The sequence below is a fragment of the Mycobacteriales bacterium genome, from assembly GCA_035690485.1.
In the GTDB taxonomy this organism is placed as follows: domain Bacteria; phylum Actinomycetota; class Actinomycetes; order JAFAQI01; family DASSKL01; genus DASSKL01.
Map to the genome: position 1 here is coordinate 1 of DASSKL010000078.1, position 19,359 is coordinate 19,359.

The 19,359-nt window shown below is 72.2% G+C and carries 21 protein-coding genes; 9 read left to right on the forward strand and 12 right to left on the reverse strand.

Features of this window, described 5'->3' with window-relative positions:
• Nucleotides 1-327: 327 nt before the first annotated feature.
• Complete coding sequence (locus VFJ21_11010) at nucleotides 328-2,292, reverse strand: hypothetical protein (protein HET7407649.1); 1,965 nt, start codon at nucleotides 2,290-2,292, stop codon at nucleotides 328-330.
• A 13-nt stretch (nucleotides 2,293-2,305) separates the two neighbouring features.
• Nucleotides 2,306-3,721 (reverse strand): sigma 54-interacting transcriptional regulator, encoded by a 1,416-nt coding sequence (locus tag VFJ21_11015; GenBank protein HET7407650.1) that lies wholly within the window; start codon nucleotides 3,719-3,721, stop codon nucleotides 2,306-2,308.
• 65 nt (nucleotides 3,722-3,786) lie between these two features.
• Between VFJ21_11015 and VFJ21_11020 the strand changes: the two genes are divergently transcribed.
• Together VFJ21_11020 and VFJ21_11025 are read left to right on the forward strand one after the other, a co-directional pair.
• Nucleotides 3,787-4,971, forward strand: a complete 1,185-nt coding sequence (locus VFJ21_11020; protein HET7407651.1) for an FIST N-terminal domain-containing protein — start codon at nucleotides 3,787-3,789, stop codon at nucleotides 4,969-4,971.
• Nucleotides 4,964-5,902, forward strand: a complete 939-nt coding sequence (locus VFJ21_11025; protein HET7407652.1) for an ROK family protein — start codon at nucleotides 4,964-4,966, stop codon at nucleotides 5,900-5,902. Before VFJ21_11020 ends, VFJ21_11025 begins: the two co-directional genes overlap by 8 nt.
• A gap of 9 nt (nucleotides 5,903-5,911) precedes the next feature.
• On the opposite strand, the gene VFJ21_11030 is transcribed toward VFJ21_11025, so the two are convergent.
• Together VFJ21_11030 and VFJ21_11035 are read right to left on the reverse strand one after the other, a co-directional pair.
• Nucleotides 5,912-7,543 (reverse strand): MDR family MFS transporter, encoded by a 1,632-nt coding sequence (locus VFJ21_11030; protein ID HET7407653.1) that lies wholly within the window; start codon nucleotides 7,541-7,543, stop codon nucleotides 5,912-5,914.
• Nucleotides 7,540-8,025 (reverse strand): MarR family transcriptional regulator, encoded by a 486-nt coding sequence (locus tag VFJ21_11035; GenBank protein HET7407654.1) that lies wholly within the window; start codon nucleotides 8,023-8,025, stop codon nucleotides 7,540-7,542. The genes VFJ21_11030 and VFJ21_11035 overlap by 4 nt, the downstream gene beginning before the upstream one ends.
• Before the next feature lie 116 nt (nucleotides 8,026-8,141).
• Here VFJ21_11035 and ilvA point away from each other — a divergent pair, with 116 nt between their 5' ends.
• Entirely contained in the window at nucleotides 8,142-9,350 is a 1,209-nt protein-coding gene (gene ilvA, locus VFJ21_11040) for a threonine ammonia-lyase (protein ID HET7407655.1), read from the forward strand.
• Here the strand turns inward: ilvA and greA are convergent.
• Nucleotides 9,347-9,844 (reverse strand): transcription elongation factor GreA, encoded by a 498-nt coding sequence (gene greA, locus VFJ21_11045; protein HET7407656.1) that lies wholly within the window; start codon nucleotides 9,842-9,844, stop codon nucleotides 9,347-9,349. The two genes, ilvA and greA, sit on opposite strands and share 4 nt — an antisense overlap.
• A gap of 98 nt (nucleotides 9,845-9,942) precedes the next feature.
• On the opposite strand from greA, the gene mca reads away from it, so the two are divergent.
• From mca to VFJ21_11065, 4 genes are all read left to right on the forward strand, one after another.
• Nucleotides 9,943-10,806, forward strand: coding sequence for a mycothiol conjugate amidase Mca (mca, locus tag VFJ21_11050; protein ID HET7407657.1), 864 nt, complete (start codon nucleotides 9,943-9,945; stop codon nucleotides 10,804-10,806).
• Nucleotides 10,807-10,834: 28 nt separating this feature from the next.
• On the forward strand, nucleotides 10,835-11,026 hold the full coding sequence (locus VFJ21_11055) for a hypothetical protein (protein HET7407658.1): 192 nt from the start codon (nucleotides 10,835-10,837) through the stop codon (nucleotides 11,024-11,026).
• 93 nt (nucleotides 11,027-11,119) lie between these two features.
• Entirely contained in the window at nucleotides 11,120-11,515 is a 396-nt protein-coding gene (locus tag VFJ21_11060) for an OB-fold domain-containing protein (protein HET7407659.1), read from the forward strand.
• Nucleotides 11,516-11,528: 13 nt separating this feature from the next.
• Nucleotides 11,529-12,728: a thiolase family protein gene (locus VFJ21_11065; GenBank protein HET7407660.1), complete on the forward strand. Its 1,200-nt coding sequence runs from the start codon at nucleotides 11,529-11,531 to the stop codon at nucleotides 12,726-12,728.
• Between the two features lie 129 nt (nucleotides 12,729-12,857).
• On the opposite strand, the gene VFJ21_11070 is transcribed toward VFJ21_11065, so the two are convergent.
• Both VFJ21_11070 and VFJ21_11075 read right to left on the reverse strand, forming a co-directional pair.
• Nucleotides 12,858-13,328, reverse strand: coding sequence for a DUF2249 domain-containing protein (locus VFJ21_11070; GenBank protein HET7407661.1), 471 nt, complete (start codon nucleotides 13,326-13,328; stop codon nucleotides 12,858-12,860).
• The gene (locus VFJ21_11075) at nucleotides 13,325-14,032 is read right to left on the reverse strand and encodes a hypothetical protein (GenBank protein HET7407662.1); all 708 of its coding nucleotides are present in this window, start codon (nucleotides 14,030-14,032) and stop codon (nucleotides 13,325-13,327) included. Before VFJ21_11075 ends, VFJ21_11070 begins: the two co-directional genes overlap by 4 nt.
• A gap of 110 nt (nucleotides 14,033-14,142) precedes the next feature.
• On the opposite strand from VFJ21_11075, the gene VFJ21_11080 reads away from it, so the two are divergent.
• Nucleotides 14,143-14,733, forward strand: a complete 591-nt coding sequence (locus VFJ21_11080; protein ID HET7407663.1) for an isochorismatase family protein — start codon at nucleotides 14,143-14,145, stop codon at nucleotides 14,731-14,733.
• Here the strand turns inward: VFJ21_11080 and VFJ21_11085 are convergent.
• The 5 genes from VFJ21_11085 to mftG form a co-directional block, all read right to left on the reverse strand.
• Nucleotides 14,616-15,845, reverse strand: coding sequence for a hypothetical protein (locus VFJ21_11085; GenBank protein HET7407664.1), 1,230 nt, complete (start codon nucleotides 15,843-15,845; stop codon nucleotides 14,616-14,618). The two genes, VFJ21_11080 and VFJ21_11085, sit on opposite strands and share 118 nt — an antisense overlap.
• Nucleotides 15,842-16,522, reverse strand: a complete 681-nt coding sequence (locus VFJ21_11090; protein ID HET7407665.1) for a helix-turn-helix domain-containing protein — start codon at nucleotides 16,520-16,522, stop codon at nucleotides 15,842-15,844. Before VFJ21_11090 ends, VFJ21_11085 begins: the two co-directional genes overlap by 4 nt.
• A gap of 278 nt (nucleotides 16,523-16,800) precedes the next feature.
• The gene (locus tag VFJ21_11095; protein HET7407666.1) at nucleotides 16,801-16,989 is read right to left on the reverse strand and encodes a hypothetical protein; all 189 of its coding nucleotides are present in this window, start codon (nucleotides 16,987-16,989) and stop codon (nucleotides 16,801-16,803) included.
• 9 nt (nucleotides 16,990-16,998) lie between these two features.
• Entirely contained in the window at nucleotides 16,999-17,343 is a 345-nt protein-coding gene (locus VFJ21_11100) for a cupin domain-containing protein (GenBank protein ID HET7407667.1), read from the reverse strand.
• Nucleotides 17,344-17,458: 115 nt separating this feature from the next.
• The gene (gene mftG / locus VFJ21_11105) at nucleotides 17,459-18,991 is read right to left on the reverse strand and encodes a mycofactocin system GMC family oxidoreductase MftG (protein HET7407668.1); all 1,533 of its coding nucleotides are present in this window, start codon (nucleotides 18,989-18,991) and stop codon (nucleotides 17,459-17,461) included.
• Between the two features lie 127 nt (nucleotides 18,992-19,118).
• Here mftG and VFJ21_11110 point away from each other — a divergent pair, with 127 nt between their 5' ends.
• Nucleotides 19,119-19,289, forward strand: coding sequence for a hypothetical protein (locus VFJ21_11110; GenBank protein ID HET7407669.1), 171 nt, complete (start codon nucleotides 19,119-19,121; stop codon nucleotides 19,287-19,289).
• Nucleotides 19,290-19,359 lie beyond the last annotated feature (70 nt).

The following is a 19,359-nucleotide window of genomic DNA, read 5'->3' on the forward strand; positions in this document are numbered from 1 at the left end:
CGCGGCCTGGATCGACTGGCCGGGACTGACCGTGATCGTGGTTGCCGCATGTGCCGGCACGGCGCCGGCGAGCGCGGCGACGAGGCCGGTGGCCGCGGTCGCGCTCAACGTCTTGATGGAGATCCGCACTGTTCCCCTCCCTAGGTCTGTGGTTGCCCCGGGGTGGGCGCCGGCGAGAAGGCATGCGCGCTGCGAGCGCGATCGGCGGCCGCGTCCCGAGGCGGCGTGCGGAGGACTCTAGCGAGAAGGCTGCAAAGTGTCAGTCGAAAGTGTGTTCCGGCAAGGTCACTCCATAGAGGACATGTCGGCGCATTCGGTGCCCTACCGTCAGGAGGCGCGGCGGCCGCGGCGGGCGCGGAGGTAGTCGTTGACGACGAACTCGCCGAGGCGCGACGGGTCCGGGGAGAACACCCGGCCGCCGTTGCGGCGCGCGACCGCGTCGACGAAGCGCACCAGTCGAGGTTCGTCGTCGAGCATGAAGATGTTGATCGTCGCCCCGCGGCGCGACACCTTCTCCACCTCGGCCATGGTCAGCGCCAGCGTCTCCGGGTGCGGCGGCCAGTCGAAGAACGGCGCGCCGTTGGGCAGCAGGTGCGCGGTCGGCTCGCCGTCGGTGACGACCAGCACGATCGGCTCGGCCTGCGGGTGCTTGCCGAGGTGGCGGCTGGCGAGCATCAGCGCGTGCTGCAGGTTGGTGCCCTGCACCATGTCCCACGACAGGCCGGCGAGGTCCTTCGGCTGCAGCACCCGCGCGTAGTTGCTGAAGCCGATCACCTGGATCGCGTCCTGCGGGTACTTCGTCGTCACCAGCGCGTGCAGCGCCAGGGCAGTCGTCTTCGCCGCGCCCCACGTGCCGCGCAGCGCCATCGAGTAGGACAGGTCGACGAGCAGCGCGACCGCGGCCGTCGTACGCCGCTCCGTCTCGGCGACCTCGAAGTCCTCGACCGCCAGCCGCACCCCACGGCGGTCGGCCTGCATCGGGCCGTTGCGCAGCACCGCGTTGCGCACCGTGCGGACCACGTCGAGCGGCTGCTCGTCGCCGAACTCCCACGCCCGCGACGCGCCGGTGAGGTCGCCCGCCGCTCCGGCGTCCTGCTGGTCGTGGTCGCCTGGACCGCGAGCGTCGATCTCCGAGAACACCCGGCGCAGCGCGGTCTGACCGAGCCGGCGGATCGCCTTGGGCGACAGCTCGAGACGACCTTCCTCGCGCTGCAGGTAGCCCTGCCGCTCGAGCTCGCGCTCGATGCGCCGCAGCTGCTGCAGGTCGTCGACCGCCTGGCGACCGAGTGCCCGCTCGACCGCCTCGTCGTCGACATCGTCGAGGCTGGCGCCTGCGTAGTCCTGCGCGAGCGCGGATTCCAGCTCGTCGAGGTCGGCCAGGTCTTCCAGCGCGCTGGTCGCGTCGCCCAGCCCCATGGGGTTCTCGCCGCGCATCCGTTCGCGGCCGCGCCAGTCGAGGTCGGGGCGGCGGGCGTGCAGCTGGTCGGACAGCCGGCTCATCTCGGCCGCCAGCCCCATGTCCTCCATCATCGCGGCCATCAGGTTGGCCAGCTCCTCGCGCTGCTCGGGCGACAGCGACTCGAGCAGCCGCTGCGCGGCAGCGGCGCGACGGGCGAGCGAGTCGACGAGCTCTTCCAGCGACTGCGGGTTGTCGGGGAAGAAGTCGCCGTAGTTGTCCATGAACTGCTGGAACGCCTGCGACGTGTCCTCGCCGCGGGCGTCGGCCTCCAGCATGTTGTTGAGGTCGCTGAGCATGTCCTTGACCCGCTGCATCTGCTGCGGGTCGGCGCCTTCCAGCGCCTGCTTCATCCCGCGAAACTGGCTGTCGAGCACCTCGCGGCGCAGCAGGTCCTGGATCTGCTCGAAGGTCTGCCGGGCCTGCGGGCTGCGCCAGTCGTAGTCGGACAGCCGGCGCACCGCGCGAGCCGTGTCGCTGGGCAGCGTGTCGAGCTCGGCCTCGCGCAGGCGCGCGTCGTCGGACGGGTCGGGGAACAGCTCCGCGCGTTCCTCGCCGATCGCCTTGTCGAGCAGGGCTCGGACCTCTTCGAGCGTGCCGTCGAGCCGCCCGCGGTTGCGCGCTTCCCGCTGCCGCTCCCGGATGCGGCGCAGCATGTCGTCGAGGCCGCGTAGCCCCTGCGGCCCGCGCCGCAGCATCCGGTGCAGCGCCTCGGCCGGCGACAGCCCGCCGTCGAGGACGTCGTCGCCCAGCGCGTCGAGTGCCTTGGCGACGTCGTACGGCGGGGCGAGCGGGTCCTCCCCACCGTGCCAGGGGCCGTAACGAAGGCGGCTCACGAGGTCAGGTCCCTCAGGCGCCGTAGACCGTGCGGCCGGGCAGCTCTTCCTTGGACAGCCGGCGCAGCAGGTGCAGGCCCTCCAGGGCGAACTCGATGCCGGCGGCGGCGAGGCCGGGCGTCTCCGCGGCCTCTTCCATGCCCAGCCGCTCGAGGATCTTCGCGAGCCCCTGCACCGGTCCGACGCGCGACAGCAGCTCGGGTGCCGGCACCATGTCGCCGGTCTCGATGGTGCCCTCCTCCTCGAACTTCGCGAGCAGCCCGGACAGGTCGGCGCCGCCGAGGCGCGCACGGAACGTGTCGGCGATCCCGCGCTTGAGCAGGTGAGCGAGGATCTCCTCCTCGCGGCCCTCCTCGCTGGCCTCGAACTCGACCTTGCCCCGGCAAGTGGCGATGACGGCCGGCAGGTCGCAGACGCGGGCGACCGGGACGTCCTCGCGGGTCAGCGCGGCGCGGCGTACGGCGGACGCGGCGACGGTCTCCGCGGCCGCGACGGCGAACCGCGCGGAGACGCCGGAACGCTGGTCGACCGCCGGCGACTCGCGCACCAGCCGGGTGAACCGTGCGATCACTTCGACGAGGTGGTCGGGCAGCATCGCCGACACCGCGTCGGGGCCCCAGCCGACCAGGGCCTCCTGCCGGATCAGTGCGAGCTCGTCGTCGAGGCGAAGCGGGTAGTGGGTGCGGATCTCGGCACCGAACCGGTCCTTCAGCGGCGTGATGATCCGCCCTCGGTTGGTGTAGTCCTCGGGGTTGGCCGAGGCGATGAGCAGCACGTCGAGCGGTAGCCGGAGCACGTAGCCACGCACCTGGATGTCGCGTTCCTCCAGCACGTTGAGCAGCGCGACCTGGATGCGCTCCGCGAGGTCGGGCAGCTCGTTGACGCTGAAGATGCCGCGGTTGGTGCGCGGCACGAGACCGAAGTGCACGGTCTCGGGGTCGCCCAGGGTCCGGCCTTCGGCCACCTTGATCGGGTCGACGTCGCCGATCAGGTCGCCGACGGAGACGTCGGGGGTTGCGAGCTTCTCGCCGTAGCGCTCGTCGCGGTGCTTCCAGGTGACCGGCGTCTCGTCGCGGCGCTCCTCGACCAGCCGCCGGCACCGGGTGCACACCGGCGAGTAGGGGTGGTCGTTGATCTCGCAGCCCTGGATCACGGGGGTCCACTCGTCGAGCAGGCCGGTGAGGGTGCGGATCAGCCGGGTCTTGCCCTGCCCGCGCTCGCCCAGCAGCACCAGGTCGTGACCGGCGAGTAGCGCGCGCTCGAGCTGCGGGGCGACCGTCTCGTCGAAACCGACGATGCCGGGAAAACGGTCTTCGCCGGAGGCGAGGCGGGCGAGCAGGTTGTCGCGGATCTCGGCCTTGACCGACTTGTGGACGTGACCGGCGGCACGGAGGTCGCCGAGGGTGGTGTCGGGCGGGGCGCTCGTCATTCCTGCACGCTACGCCGCGGACGCGTTGCTCGCCTGACCGCTCCGACCTGGGGGAGGATGGGCGCATGGCGCGGTTCGGCGACGGTCTGGCGATCGACATGGACCTGTCCCGTGCCTCCGACGCCGCCGTCGCGCAGGCGCTCGACGGCCTCGACGGAGGCGTGCCCGACCTGCTCTGCGTCTTCGTCTGCGGCGAGGACCCCGACGCGGTGGAGCAGGCCGGCCGCCGCGCCGCAGCGCTGTCGGGGGCCAGGGCCGTGCTCGGCTGCAGCGCGTCCGGGGTGATCGGCGCGGGCCAGGGTGTCGAGGCGATGAGCGCCGTCAGCGTCTGGGCGGGCGTGCTCCCCGGCGTACGCATCCGCACCTTCCATCTCGAGGTCATGCGCACCCCCGACGGGATGGCGGTCGTCGGGCTGCCGGAGCGTGCCGACGACGAGGTCGGCGTGCTGCTCGCGGACCCCTACTCCTTCCCCGTCGACGGTTTCGTCGCGCGCGCCAACGAGGCGCTCGCGGGCCTCCCGCTCGTCGGCGGCGTCGCGACCGGGTTTCGCGGGCCCGGCTCGACCCGGTTGTTCATCGACGGCCGCGCGGTCGACCGCGGAGCCGTCGGTGCGCTGCTCGCCGGCGACGTGCGTGCGCGGGCTCTCGTGAGCCAGGGCTGCCGCCCGGTCGGACCGGAGATGACGGTGACCGCCGCCGCCGGCAACGTGCTGCTCGAGCTGGCCGGCACGCCCGCGCTCGACAAGCTGCAGGAGATCGTCGCCGCGCTGCCGCCGGGGGACCAGGCGCTCGCGACACAAGGGCTCCAGATCGGCATCGCGATGGATGAGTACGCCGAGGAGCACGATCAGGGCGACTTTCTGATCCGCGGCATCGCCGGTGCCGACAACGACCGCGGCGGGATCATCGTGGGCGACCTGGTCGAGGTCGGTCGCACGGTTCGCTTCCAGGTACGCGATGCGGACGCGGCCGATGACGACCTGATCCGCACGCTGAGCCGGCTGCGCGGAGAGTCGGCCGAGCGGGTCGACGGCGCGCTGCTGTTCTCCTGCAACGGCCGGGGCCGTGCGCTGTTCCCGACGGCGGACCACGACGTCCTGTCGCTGCGGCGCGAGCTCGCGCCCGCCGGCGTGGGCGGTTTCTTCGCGGGCGGCGAGATCGGTCCGGTGTCCGGGCGCAACTACGTGCACGGATTCACTGCGTCGATCCTCGCCTTCGACGCCGAGGCGCTCGCCGAGCCCGATGGTTAGCGACACCGGTGAGGTGCTCGCCGTCGACGTGGGCGGCACCAAGCTCGCAGTCGGCCGCGTCGACCACGGCGGGCGGGTGGTGCGCAAGCTCCATGTCCCGACGCCGCGCAACGTCGACGCCGAGGGGCTGTGGCGCACGCTGCTGTCGCTGGTCGAGTCGGTCGTCGACGACCGGCCGGTCGCCGCGGTGGGGGTGGGCTGCGGCGGTCCGATGCGCTGGCCCGCAGGTGAGGTGTCACCGCTGAACATCCCCGTTTGGCGGCGTTTTCCGCTGCGCCGCCGGCTGCAGGAGCGCTTCCCCGACCTGCCGGTGCGGGTCCACAACGACGCGGTGTGTCTGGCGGTCGGTGAGCACTGGCGCGGCGCGGGCGCCGGGGTCGGCGGCTTTCTCGGGATGGTCGTGTCGACGGGTGTGGGCGGCGGGGTCGTCGTCGACGGTCGGGTCGTCGACGGGCTGACCGGCAACGCCGGCCACGTGGGGCACGTGGTCGTCGACCCGCACGGGCCGCCGTGTGCCTGCGGCGGCAGCGGGTGCCTCGAGGCGATCGCCAGCGGTCCCGCCGTCGCCGCCTGGGCGCAGCGGGAGGGCTGGCACACGGCCGGCGAGGTCAGCGGCCGCGCCGTGGCGGAGGACGCCGCCCGCGGTCACCCGGTGGCCATCGCCGCGTTGACCAGGTCGGGACAGGCCCTCGGTGTTGCGATCGCCTCGGTGGTGCACCTGCTCGAGATCGAGGCGGTCGCGGTCGGTGGCGGCCTGTCGCAGGCAGGCCCCCTGCTGTTCGGGCCGATGCAGGAGGCCTTCCGCCGGCACGCCCGGATGCCGTTCGCCCGCGACTGCCGGATCGTGCCGGCCGCGCTCGGCCAGGACGCCGGGCTGGTCGGCGCCGCCGCGTTGGTGCTGGCCGGCGACCGCTACTGGTCCGGCAACTAAGGACAGCCGCTAGCTCGCCTGGCTGGCGCTTTCGGGCACCTCGGCGAACGCCGCCGCCACCGATGCGCCGCCCGGGGCGCCGACGGCCGCGTCACCCGACGGCGTGCCGGCCATGCCCGGTGCATTGCGCAGCTCGAGGTCCTTTACGCACAGGGCGAGCGCGAACGCGATGACCGCGGCCGGCACGCCGGCCCAGAACACCACGTGCAGCGAACGCACGAAAGCCTCGGTCACGCCGTGCTGGATCGGCACCGGCAGGGTGTGCAGCTTCTGCGGGCTGATGCTCAGCCCGGCCCCCGGGGTGATGTGGGCGCCGCCGGGCAGCAGCCGCGGCAACCAGTAGTCCAGGCGCGCGGACAGGATCGCGCCGAACAGCGCGGTGCCGAACGAGCCGCCCATCGACCGGAAGAAGTTGACCGCGCCAGTGGCCGCACCGATGTCGCGGGCCGGCACGGCGTTCTGCACGGCGAGCGTGAGGACCGGCATGATCATGCCGACGCCCAGGCCGAGGATCAGCATGAAGAGACCGGCGAGCACCTTCGACGTGTCGAGGTTGAGGTGCGTGAAGAGGTACATGCCGGTTGCCATCACGACCGAGCCGACGATCGGGAAGATGCGGTAGCGGCCGATCTTCGTGATCGTGCGGCCGGAACCGATCGATGCCGTGAGGACGCCGGCCATCATCGGGATCATCAGCAGACCCGACTCCGTGGCCGAGGCCCCTCGGGCCAGCTGCCAGTAGAGCGGCAGGTAGACGATCGCGCCGAACATGCCCAGCCCGACGACGAAGGCGAGCGCGTTGGTCACGCCGAACACCGGCAGGCGGAACAACCGCAGCGGCAGGATGGGTTCGGTCGCCCGCTGATGCTCCCACCACAGGAAAGCCGCGACCAGCGCCACACCGGCGACCGCGAGGCCGATGATCACGTCGGAGTTCCAGGGGTACTGGGTGCCGCCCCAGACGGTGACGAGGAGGAGGCTGCTCACCCCGGACACCATGAGGGCCGCGCCGATGTAGTCGACGGCGTGATCGCGGCGCTCGAACGGCAGCCGCAGGACCGCGCTGGTGACGACGAGCGCGAGGATCCCGATCGGCAGGTTGATGTAGAACACCCAGCGCCAGCTCAGGTGGTCGGTGAACGCGCCGCCGATCAGCGGGCCGGCCACGCTGGACACGGCGAACACCGAGCCGAAGTAACCCTGGTAGCGGCCGCGCTCACGGGGGCTGACGACGTCGCTGATGATCGTGAACGCCAGCGTCATCAGGCCACCGGCGCCCAGGCCCTGCACGCCGCGGAAGGCGATCAGCTCGCCGATGTTCTGGCTGATCCCGGACAGCACGGACCCGGCCAGGAAGATGACGATCGCGGCCTGGAAGACGATGCGCCGGCCGTAGAGGTCGGAGATCTTCCCGTAGAGCGGCGTCGACGCCGTCGACGTCAGCAGGTAGGCCGTGACCACCCAGGAGAGGTGGTCGTAGCCGCCGAGGTCCGCGACGATCGTCGGCAGCGCCGTCGACACGATCGTCTGGTCGAGTGCCGACAGGAACATGCCGAGCATCAGTCCCACGAACACCAGCTGGATCTGCCGGTGCGAGAGCCCGAAGCCGTCCCGCTGCTCGGTGGGTGCGGGGGAGGTCATGAAGCGTTCTCCTGGAGGCGGTGCGCGGCGCACGCGCCGAGGTCGGGGCCGAGGTCGTCGGCGAGGCGGGTCAGCAGGTCGGTGAGGCGGTCGCGGTCGTCGTCGGACCAGTCCCGCAAGGCGGCGCAGAGCATCTCCCTGCGCGCGCTGCGCAGTTGGTCGAGCAGGTCGCGGCCCTTGTCCGTGATCGAGAGCCGGTAGGCGCGGCGGTCCTCGGGGTCGTCGGCCCGGTGCACGAGCCCGGCCTCCTCGAGGTGGCGCACCTGGCGGCTCACGGTCGAGACGTCGAGGCCGAGCGCAGCGGCGAGGTCCGACAGTCGGATGCCACCGTGGTCGTTGAGCCGGGAGAGCATGGCGACCCCGGCGCGGTCGACCGGCGAGTCGGCGGCGTAGGCCGCGACCTTGAGGCCGGCGACCGTGCGCCCGACGCGGAAGAGAGCGTGTTCGAGCGCGGCGAGCCGGGCCGACTTGGTGTGGGGCATGAGGACCTTCGGGCGGGGTGGTCGCAGATGTTTGTAGCAAGCAACTGTACGCAGCGGCGCATTCCGCGGGCGAGCCGATTTTCGGGACTGCGGGTGTGCCGGGCACACTCGCCCTCGTGACCTTGGTCTCGCGCGGCGACGTCGAGGCGGCCCGGACGGCGCTGGCCGGCGTGATCCGCACCACCCCGGTCTTCCACTCGCGGCCGCTCACGGAACGGGCCGGCGGCCCGGTGGCCTTCAAGTGCGAGAACCTCCAGCGCACCGGGTCGTTCAAGATCCGCGGCGCCTACGTGCGGATCTCGCGCCTGGCGCCGGCGGAGCGCGCAGCCGGCGTCGTGGCGGCCAGCGCGGGCAACCACGCCCAGGGAGTCGCCTACGCCGCCTCGCTGCTCGACACGGCCGCGACGGTGTTCATGCCGGAAGGGGCGCCGCTACCGAAGGTCGAGGCGACCCGCGGCTACGGCGCGCAGGTGCGCTTCGCCGGTGCCACGGTCGACGAGGCGCTCGCGGCGGCGACGGCGTACGCCGAGGAGCAGGGGGCCGTCTTCGTCCACCCCTTCGACCACCCGGACATCGTCGCCGGGCAGGGCACCGCAGGCCTCGAGCTGCTCGAGCAGTGGCCCGAGGTCCGCACCATCCTCGTGCCGACCGGCGGCGGCGGGCTGGTGAGCGGCATCGCCGCTGCCGTGAAGCCTGCGCGGCCCGACGTACGCATCGTCGCCGTGCAGGCCGCCGGAGCCGCGGCCTTTCCCGCCTCCTTGGCCGCCGGGCGTCCCCTGCCGCTCGACGCGATGGCGACGATTGCCGACGGGATCGCGGTCGGCGAGCCGGGGTCGGTGACGTTCGCGCACGTGGCCGCGCTGGTCGACGACGTGGTCACCGTGTCCGAGGAGGCGCTCTCCCGCGCGCTGCTGCTGTGCCTGGAGCGCGCGAAGCTCCTCGTCGAGCCGGCCGGTGCGGCCGGTGTCGGCGCCGTGATGGAGGAGCCGCAGGCCTACGAGCCGCCGGTTGCCGTCGTGCTCTCGGGCGGCAACATCGACCCGATCCTGCTGCTCCGCCTGCTGCGCCACGGCATGATCGCGGCCGGCCGCTACCTGTCGTTCCGGCTGCGGATCCCCGACCGGCCGGGTGAGCTGGCCCGGCTCCTGGGCATGCTCGCCGCCTCCGGCGCGAACGTGCTCGACGTCGAGCACCGGCGCACCGGCGCGAAGCTGCACATCGACGAGGTCGAGGTGGCTCTGCAGCTGGAGACCCGCGGCGCCGAGCACTGCCACGAGGTGCTCACCCGGCTACGCCGCGCCGGCTACCCGCTGCACCTGGACTAGCCCGCGTAGGGGACCGCGTCGAGCACCGTCACCCGCATCGTCGTGCCGTTGGGCAGCTGGTAGTCGAGCACGTCGCCGGCCCGATGACCGTTGACCGCCTGGCCGAGCGGCGACTGCGGGGAGTAGACCGCGATGTCGCTGTGCGCGGCCTGCTCGCGCGACCCGAGCAGGAACTTCTCCTCCTCGCCGTCCTCGAAGCGGACGGTCACGACCATGCCGGGCTCGGCGATGCCGTCGGCCGGAGGAGCCTCGCCGACCTTCGCATCGCGCAGCAGCTGGGTGAGCTGGCGGATGCGAGCCTCTTGCTTGCCCTGCTCCTCCTTGGCGGCGTGGTAGCCGCCGTTCTCCCGCAGGTCGCCCTCGGCGCGCGCCGCCTCGATCTTCTTGGAGATCTCGGTGCGGCCCGGACCCGACAGGTGGTCGAGCTCGGACTTCAGCCGGTCGTACGCCTCCTGGGTCAACCAGGTGATGTTCTGTTCGGGCGTCTGGGTCACCGCGAAGCTCCCGTATCGAGTCGTAGGTGGCACCTGGACGGTCAAGGCTAGCCGGATTCGTAGGTAAAGATGGAGGGGTGAGCGAGCAGCTGCGGCTGATGGCCGTGCACGCCCATCCCGACGACGAGTCGAGCAAGGGCGCCGCGACGATGGCGATGTACGTCGCGCAGGGCGTCGACGTGCTCGTCGTCACCTGCACCGGTGGAGAGCGCGGATCGGTGCTCAACCCGGCGATGGACCGGCCGGAGGTCGTCGCCGACCTGCCCGCCATCCGCCGTCGCGAGATGGACGCCGCGCGCGAGATCCTCGGCGTTCGCCAGGAGTGGCTGGGCTTCGTCGACTCGGGCCTGCCGGAGGGCGATCCGCTGCCGCCGCTGCCCGAGGGCTGCTTCGGGCTGCAGCCGCTGGAGGTGGCGGCCCGGCCGCTGGTCGAGCTGGTGCGGTCCCACCGCCCGCACGTCCTCCTGACCTATGACGAGAGCGGTGGCTACCCGCACCCCGACCACGTGCAGACGCACAACGTGTCGATGGAGGCGTTCGACGCGGCGGGCGATCCGGAGCGCTACCCCGACGCCGGCGAGCCGTGGCAGCCGCTCAAGCTCTACTACCACCAGACGTTTCACAAGGCGCGCGTCACCGCGCTGCACGACGCGATGCTCGCCCGCGGCCTGGAGTCGCCCTACGGCGAGCGGTTGCAGCGCTGGCTCGACCGCCCCGATGACCAGGAGAAGATCACCACCCGGGTGCCGTGCGCGGACTGGTTCGACGTGCGCGACCGCGCGCTGATCGCCCACGCCACGCAGGTCGACCCGACCGGGTGGTTCTTCACGATCCCGCGGGACCTGCAGCGCGAGGTGTGGCCGACGGAGGACTACCAGCTGGCCCGGTCGCTGGTCGAGACGTCGATCCCGGAGGACGACCTGTTCGCCGGGGTGCGGGCCGACGCCCGCGCCGGCCGCTGACCGTCATCCAGGGGCTACCGTGGTGGGCGTGCTCGTCCTGGCCGCCCCCACGATCGGGGCCGGAGGTCTCGGCTTCCTCGTGATCCTCGCGTTGATCGCGGCCGCCGTCGTCCTCTTCCGTTCGATGAACACCCACCTCAAGCGGGTGCCGAAGAGCTTCGACGAGCCTGCAGAGCCGCCGGCGAAGGCGGCCTCCGACCGCGTGTCGCGCAAGCCCTGATCTCGCGATCTTCGACCCCGCGTCGCCCTGGCCCGGAGGGCTGCTAGCGTCCGGAGCCATCCCGATGAATGGGGGCTACGGATGGGGACTGCGGTGGCTGCTCGCGTGCCATTGGTCGACTACCTCGTGCTCGAACCCGAGCCGCATCTCGTCGCGCAGGAGTGCACCTCCTGCGGCGCCCGGTTCTTCGACCATCGGGTGGCCTGCGCGAACTGCTTCGCCCGGGAGTTCCGCCCGGTCGACATCGCGACCACCGGCGAGGTGGCGTCGTTCACGATCGTGACGTTCGCCGCCCCCGGCGTGCCGGTGCCGTTCGTGGCGGCCGTCGTCGACTGCGACGGCACCTGGGTGCGGGCCAACCTCGTCGACGTCGAGGCCGATCCGAGCAAGGTCTGGCTCGGGATGAAGGTCAAGCTCTCGACGTTCCCCCTCGGCACGGACAGCGAGGGCACCGAGGCCGTGGGCTTCGGGTTCGCCCCGGCGGAGTAGAAGGAGACACGCGATGGCCAGCGGCGACGTCTGGATCCTCGGCATCAAGATGACGAAGTTCGGCAAGCGCCCCGACGACGACACCGTCGGTCTCGCCGCCGAGGCCGCGCTCGCCGCGCTCGACGACGGCGGCGTGACCATGCAGGACATGGGCGTGCTCGCGGCCGGCAACCTCATGGGCCGCGGCGGGATCGGCCAGGCGCTGCAGAAGCAGATCGGCCAGACCGGCATCCCGGTCTACAACGTCGCCAACGCGTGCGCGACGGGCGCCACCGCGCTGCGCACCGTCGTCATGGCCATCAAGGCCGGCGAGTGCGACATGGGCCTCGCCGTCGGCGTCGAGAAGCTCGCCGGTGCGGGCCTGCTCGGTGCGTCCGGTCGCAAGAAGGACTCCGACACCTGGCAGCCGCAGGGGCGGCAGGGCGCGATCATGGACCTCGACGGTCGGGTCGGCACCGAGAACATGCCGGGCACGTTCGCCCAGGTCGGCATGGAGTACGGCCACCGCTACGGCGGCGTCGACTTCGAGCTGTTCGCCCGCATCAGCGAGAAGAACCACAAGCACTCGACACTGAACCCGCTCGCGGCCTACAGCAAGGCGATGTCGCTCGAGCAGATCATGAACGACGTCATGATCGCCTACCCGAACACCCGCCCCATGTGCTCGGCCAACTGCGACGGCGCTGCCGCCGCGGTGCTCGTGAGCGACGCGAAGCTCAAGACGCTCGACCCCGACCAGCGCCGGCGCGCGGTCAAGATCGCCGCTTCCGTGCTGACGACCGACCCCTACGAGCCGGGCTGCCAGGTGCTGCCCGACGTCAACACGCTGACCCGCAACGCCGCGAAGCAGGCCTACGACCAGGCCGGCGTCAGCCCCGACGACCTCGACCTCGTCGAGCTGCACGACTGCTTCGCCACCGCGGAGCTCGTGCACTACGACAACCTCATGCTCTGCCCGGAGGGCGGGGCGGTCGACTTCTTCAAGTCCGGGGCGCCGTGGCGCGACGGGCGCATGCCGGTCAACGTCTCCGGCGGCCTGCAGTCGAAGGGTCACCCGATCGCGGCGACCGGCATTGCCAACGTGTGGGAGGTCTGCCACCACCTGCGCGGCGAGGCGGGCGACCGGCAGATCGAGGGGGCCAAGGTGGGGCTCGCCCACGTCATCGGGCTCGGCTCGGCCTGCGGCGTACACATCCTCGAGAAGGCCGCATAGGCGCTCGCCCTTGGTGACGGCCCGCCACTGATCACGGAAAGAAGCGTGGTCATCTCTGCAGGGAGATGACCACGCTTCTTTCATGATCGGTGTACGGCGTGATCGGCGGGCCGTTGTGGGCCCGGGCGATCAGGCGGCGGCCGGTCGGCCGATGCGCACCCGCCAGACCTGCGGCCCCTGCTCGAGGTAGTCCCACTCGAACTGGTTCGCGTGCTCGGCCGCGAACTGGTAGTAGAGCGGCTTCGGATCGTGGTCGTTGACGAGCACGAACCCGTCGCCGGGCGCCAGGTGGCCGTAGGTGTCGAAGATCAGCTCGTGCCGTCGCGCCGGGATCTCCTGGCGGACGTCGAGGATCGCGTCGTCGGACATGCATTCTCCTTCGTCGGGTGTGCGTTGGGTGAGGTAGTGCAGGAGGCCGTTGAACCGTTGTTCGGCCGGGTGGCCCGCGTGATGGGCGGCCCGCCAGGCCTGGGCGGCCAGCTGGCAGGCGGGATCGGTCGCACCGGCCTGGTGCAGGAGCCGCAGGGCGCGGGTCAGCAGGCGGGCGAACTCGTCGCCGGCGTCGGCCGGGCCGGGCTCGGTGGCGACCGCCGGCCTCACCGGGCCGCGACCGTCTGGCGCGGCCGCCGGTCAACGGCCTCGCCCTGCGGCAACCGGTCGGCGAGCCAGAGCAGCGCGGTCTCGCCGGCGAACGCCTCGCCGAGGTCGGTCAGCACCAGCGGCAGCTCGGGCGCGCCCCGGTGCAGCCAGAGGTGTAGCCATGCGTCGCGCCGCCGCTCCCCGATGCGGGTGAGCGGGCCACGACCCAGCGAGGCGACGAGGCCGAGGCGGCGACCGACCGCGAACATGTCGACGTCGCCCAGCGGCACGATCGGCTGGTTGGCGCGGATCCGCCACTCGATCGGCTGCGCCGGAGGATCGGGGTTGTGAGCCGCGAAGACGAGCGAACGCAGCACGTCCGGGTCGGCGATGTTGCGCCCGTGCAGCCAGAGCGCGTCGAACAGCGATTGGCGCAGCGCGTCCTCGACGCCGTCGGCGACGGACTCGGCGTAGGCGGCGGTGGCCGCGCGGCTGCTGGGCACGAGGACGCCCGGCATCGGGCCGACCTCGCCGGGCAGGAGCAGGCGCTCGGCGGTCTGCGCGGCCGTTTCGTCGACCGGTCGCCCGCCCATGGGGCGCGACCGGTCGGCCTCCACCGCGAGCCACCGCACGTCGTGCATGCCGAGCGACCGGATCTGTGCGATGCGCTGGCTCGCGAGGAACGACAAGGGATCGGCGAAGTCGCCGATGAGGGTGACGGTCATAGCGCACCTCCTGATGACTGGCTCTTATTCTGCCGCGGCGGACTCATATAAACAAGAGATGTATGTAATAAGTCACGGTCGGGAGATGACCCGGAGGACAATGCGCGGTCATGAGGTACGACGCGCACACCGCCCTCGTCGTCGTCGACATGCAGAACGACTTCGCCGACCCGGCCGGCTCGCTCTCGGTGTCCGGTGCGGCCGGCGTGCTCCCGGTCGTCAACGGCGAGGTCGAGGCGGCGGGTGAGGCCGCAGCGGTGGTGGTCTACACGCAGGACTGGCACCCGCCGGCGACGCCGCACTTCGCGAAGGACGGCGGCATCTGGCCCGTCCACTGCGTGCAGGGCAGCTGGGGAGCCGAGCTCGTGCCAGGTCTTGGCGTCGCAGGCCCGGTGGTGCGCAAGGGATCGCACGGCGAGGACGGCTACTCCGGCTTCACGATGCGCGACCCGACGACGGGTGCAGAGATGCCGACGGAGCTCGACGCGACGCTGCGCGCCCGGGGCGTGAGCAAGGTCGTCGTCGTGGGTCTCGCCACCGACTACTGCGTCAAGCACACCGCGCTCGACGCCGTGCGGCTCGGCTACGAGACGACGTTGTTGACCGACGGCGTGGCAGCCGTCGACCGGGCGGCCGGCGACGGCGACCGGGCGCTCGACGAGCTCGCCGCCGCCGGGGTGCGGATCGAACCGTCGCGGTGAGCCACGACCAGTCCCCGCCGGCCCTGACGGACCGCGGCGATCGTGACCGCCAGGAAGCAGAGCAGCGCCACCTCGTTGAGCACGCCACCGACCTGCCAGGCGGTGCGGTTGCCGGCCAGGTCGCCACCGACGAGGCGCAGCAGCAGCGACCCGTGCAGCAGCAGGAGATGACCGTAGAAGTGCCGCCGGTAGGGGACGGCGGCCCGGAACACCGCGGGCACGATGACCGGCGCGTGCGCGAAGACCATGCCGATGACGAACCCGAGGAACAGCGCGTGCAGCATCGCGTCGTAGGCCGGCCCGCCGGCCAGCCCGTAGCGCAGCCACAGTGCACCCGCCACGCCGAGCCAGCAGAATCCCGCGAGCAGGCAGGCCGCCATGTAGCGGGTGAGGCCGCTCTGCCGCACGGTGCGGCGCGCCACGTCGTGGGCCGCGAGCCACACGGTCAGGAGCAGCAGGCCGGCCCCGGCGATCCGGGCGCCGATCGAGAAGGCGCCGATCGCCACGGTGATGCCGACGCCGAAGACGGCGGCCGCCGTCGTGAACGTCGCATGGGCACGGCGGCTCAGCCTGCCGACCCGCGAGAGCTCCAGCCGCTCACCGGTGATGGTCAGGACCAGGTACCCGGCCAGCCACGGAATCAGCCGGCCGACGTCCCACCCGGTCAGCCAGAGCCCGACCGCGACCACCCACGACACGGCGCCGCTCGCCATCACCCACAGGTGCAGGGCGGTCTGCTTGCGCCCGGCGGCGACGTAGAGGCCGATGAGGCCGACGCCGGCGACGCCCAGCAACAGCTGACCGACCAGCAGCGGCAGGCCGGCGATCAGGGCGAGCCCGCCGAGCCCGGCCGTCGCCGGCGCGAGGTAGCCCGCGCGGGTGTCGATCGCCACCGCGCGCTCGAGCGCGATCAGCGTGCCGAGGAACCCGAGCACCATGAGGGGGCCGTGCACCTCGGCGAAGTCGGGGCGTGGTGTCGGTACGTCGAGGCCGAGCATCAGCAGGGCGGCCCACAGGCCTGCCAGCAGGGCGGCCAGGCCGAGAGCGCCGAGCGCGAGCCGGTTGCGGGGTACGCGCCGTACGACGCGGCCGCGAGGTGCGGCCGCCGTCATCGGCTCCCGGCCTTCTTCGGCTGCAGCCGGGCCACGCACAGCTGCGGGGTCACGAAGGGTTCCAGTGACGTCGCGTCGATCGGGGCGTCGAGCTCCTCGAGCGCCCCCTGCATGAGCCCGAGGTGGATCGCGCACACGACGTCGGTGTGCTTCTCGGCGACCTCCCGGAACGGGCAGTGGTGCAGCAGGACCTCGGTGCCCTGCTTGGTGGTGCGCGCCTCCGGTGCGAAGCCGACGGCGTCGAGCACGCGGTTGAGCCGGGTCACGGCCTCCCCGGCACCGATGCGCTCCGACGGCGCGGACCGCTCGACGAGATGGCCGCCCCAGGCCCTGCCCGCATGGGCGGCCGCCGGGCCGGCGTCCTTGAGCGAGGCAACCAGACCGGTGAGCATCTCCGCGAGCAGGCCGTAGCTGCGCGGGCCGGGGACCGGCCCGTCGGCGGAGTAGAGGATGCGCGGCCGGCCGGGGACGTCGCGCGGTTCCGAGGCCCGCATCGCGAGCCCCTCCTCCACGAGGCCGTCAAGGTGGAAGCGTGCGGTGTTGAGGTGCAGCCCGGTGGTCTCGGCGACCTGGGCGGCGGACAGCGGCCCGTCGGCGGCGCGGAGCAGCGCGAGCACCTCTTCACGTCGGCTGCCGACGGCCACCGGCGCCGGGGGGTCGACGAAAGACGTGGTCATGCCGCGATTGTCACATCAGATCTCGTCAAAAACAACCACGTGGGGAATATCTCGGATGGCGACATGTGTTGTCGTCGATGTGAACGACGAATGGTGCCGCTACGCCGTGACCGCGACCGGTGAGCGGATCGGTTTCGACATGTGTTTCTCGCCCGAATGCGCCCGGCACATCAGCCGGTGCACGTGCGAGGACGGCCCGACCCCACCACGCCTCGGCGCGACGGTGAGCGTGACGCTCGAGCGTCCCCCGGTCGCGCCCGCAGCCTGACCGGCGCCGCTCAGGCGTGGTCGCCCGGCACGCCCCAGGAGCGCAGCCGGGCCAGCGAGGTCGTCGAGCCGGCGGTGAGCACGATCGAGCCCATGACCAGGGCGATCGGCCCCGCGATGGTCGTGCCGGCGAAGTAGAGGGCGGTCGTCGCGAGGGCGCCGAGGAAGGCGACGAGCGTGACGAGGCGGAGCAACGGCATCTGATCCTCCTACTTCTGGGCCGGCGCGAGCTTCGCGACGGTGAGGAGCACCGCCGAGTCCTCGATCGCCTGCACGTCGTGGCGCGCCGGCGGGATCACGATGAGGTCACCCTTGCGGCCCTCCCACGACTCGCCACCCGAGCCCAGCTTCACCCGCCCGGCCAGCACGTGCGCGGTCGCCTCGCCGGGGTTCTCGTGCTCGGCCAGGGTGGTGCCCGCCGTCAGCGCGACCAGGGTCTGGCGCAGCGTGTGCTCGTGCCCGCCGAAGACGGTCTCCGCGCTGCGACCGGCACTGGACGTGCGGGCGCGCTCGAGATGTTCGCGGGCAAGGGCGTCGAGCGAGAGCTTCTGCATGGTCACCTCTCCGGTGGGGGTGTCGTCGCGCCGAGTATGGCCTTGCCGCTCACCGGCGTCGGCCGTCGGCCCATCTTGTCCTTGCCCCTACGGCCTCGCGCACCCGGAGGAAGTCTCACGGTGCGGCGAACAAGTCGCTCGCGCGCTCGCCGATCATGATCGCGGTCGCGTAAGGCCCCCGCGTCGTCACCGTCGGCATGATCGACGTGTCGACGACGCGCAGACCCTCGATCCCGCGCACCCGGCAGAGCTCGTCGACCACCGCGCCGGCGTCGCGGTCCGGCCCCATCCGGCAGGTGCCCGAGAGGTGCACCGAGGTCGACAGGTTCTGCGCGACCCACGCGTCGAGGGCCCGGTCAGTGCCGAGATCCACCTCAGCGGGCGCTGACGCGCCGAGGCGTCGGAACGGTGCCGACGCGAGCAAGGCAGCGGCGAGGCGGACTGCTGCGCGCATCCGGCGCCGGTCGACGTCGCTCGTCAGGTAGTGCGACGACAGCTGCGGAGGGACGTCCGGGTCCGGTGAGGTCAGGCGCATCGACCCCCGGGCCTCGCAGCGTTGCAGCCCGACGCCGAGTGCGAGCTCGCCGTCGCCCGCGCCGGTCACGAGCTGCTCGAAAGATGCTGTGTAGCAAAGAATTTCGACGTCGTCGTCGTTGAGAGCGACCTCGACCGCCGACGACGCGGCCCGGCCCGTGGCCGGCGGCGAGCGGAACGCGACGGCGACCGAGGGGTGGTCGCTCGACCCTTGCCCTACGCCGGGCAGGTCGACGTGGACCTCGATGCCCTGAGCGCGCAGCTGCGCCGCCGGTCCGATGCCCGAGACCATCAGCAGGTGTGGCGACTTCACCGCCCCTGCACTGAGCACCACGTGGTCGGCGCGGATCACCCGTGTCGTCCGGCCGGTCGCGACCTCGACCCCGGTCGCCCGCCGGCCCGCGAGGAGGACTCGGTGTACGACGCTGCCGCCCTGGACCCGCAGGTTCGGCCGGTCCAGGTGCGGGAGCAGGTAGGCCATCGCCGCGTTGACGCGGGTCCCGTCCACCACGGTGAGGGGCACCGGGCCGACGCCTTCGGCACCGGCGCCGTTCTTGTCCGGCTCGGCCGCGAACCCCGCGTCGCGGCAGGCCTCGGCGAACGCCGCACTGGCCGGGTGCAGGTCGTGCGCGGCGACGCGACGCACCGGTACGGGGCCGGCGTCGCCGTGGCCGGGCAACGTCCCGAAGTCGGCGTCGGCCTCGAGCCGCCGGAAGAAGGGCAGCACCGCGTCGTACGACCAGATGGCGTTGCCGGCGGCTGCCCAGCCGTCGAAGTCCGCAGGCCGGCCGCGCACAAAGTAGCCCGCGTTGATGGCGCTCGACCCCCCGAAGATGCGCCCGCGGGGCACGGGGCCGTGGCGGCCGGGCGCCAGCTCCGTCGTGAAAGCCCAGTTGAGAGGGCTGGCCGGATCGGTCGCGGCGAGGGAGCGGGCGCTTCGGATCTCCGCGGGAAAGTCGCGTGCGCGCGTGAACGCCGGGCCGGCCTCGAGCAGCAGCACCGACCGTGCCGGGTCCTCGCTCAGCCGCGCGGCGAGCGCGCACCCGGCCGGCCCGGCACCCACGACCACGACGTCGGCGTCGATCGGGCCACCTCCTGCGATCGGCAGCGGCATCCGGCGCTGTTCGTGACCGTCATCTAACCGTCACACGTCGGATCGGGCTCCCGTCACATCGGCCGGACACGATGTGGGCTCCGGTGCGCTCGGTGCATCGGACCGTGCCACGTAGGAGGGAGATGTCGTGATCGTGAACGTGCTTGCCGACGAGCTGCGCTGCCAGATGCGGGACGCCAGGACCAGGCTCAACTGGGCGCGCAGCTGTGACGACCAGTACCTCGTCGACGTGCTCCGTGCCCGGCTCGAGGAGCTCTCGCAGATCGCCCAGCGGCACGGCATCCGGCTGGCTGCTTGATCACCGGTCGACCTCTCCGGCGCCACGCGAGGTGTGACGCTTCCACGTGACCGGTGACACGATGGTGGTT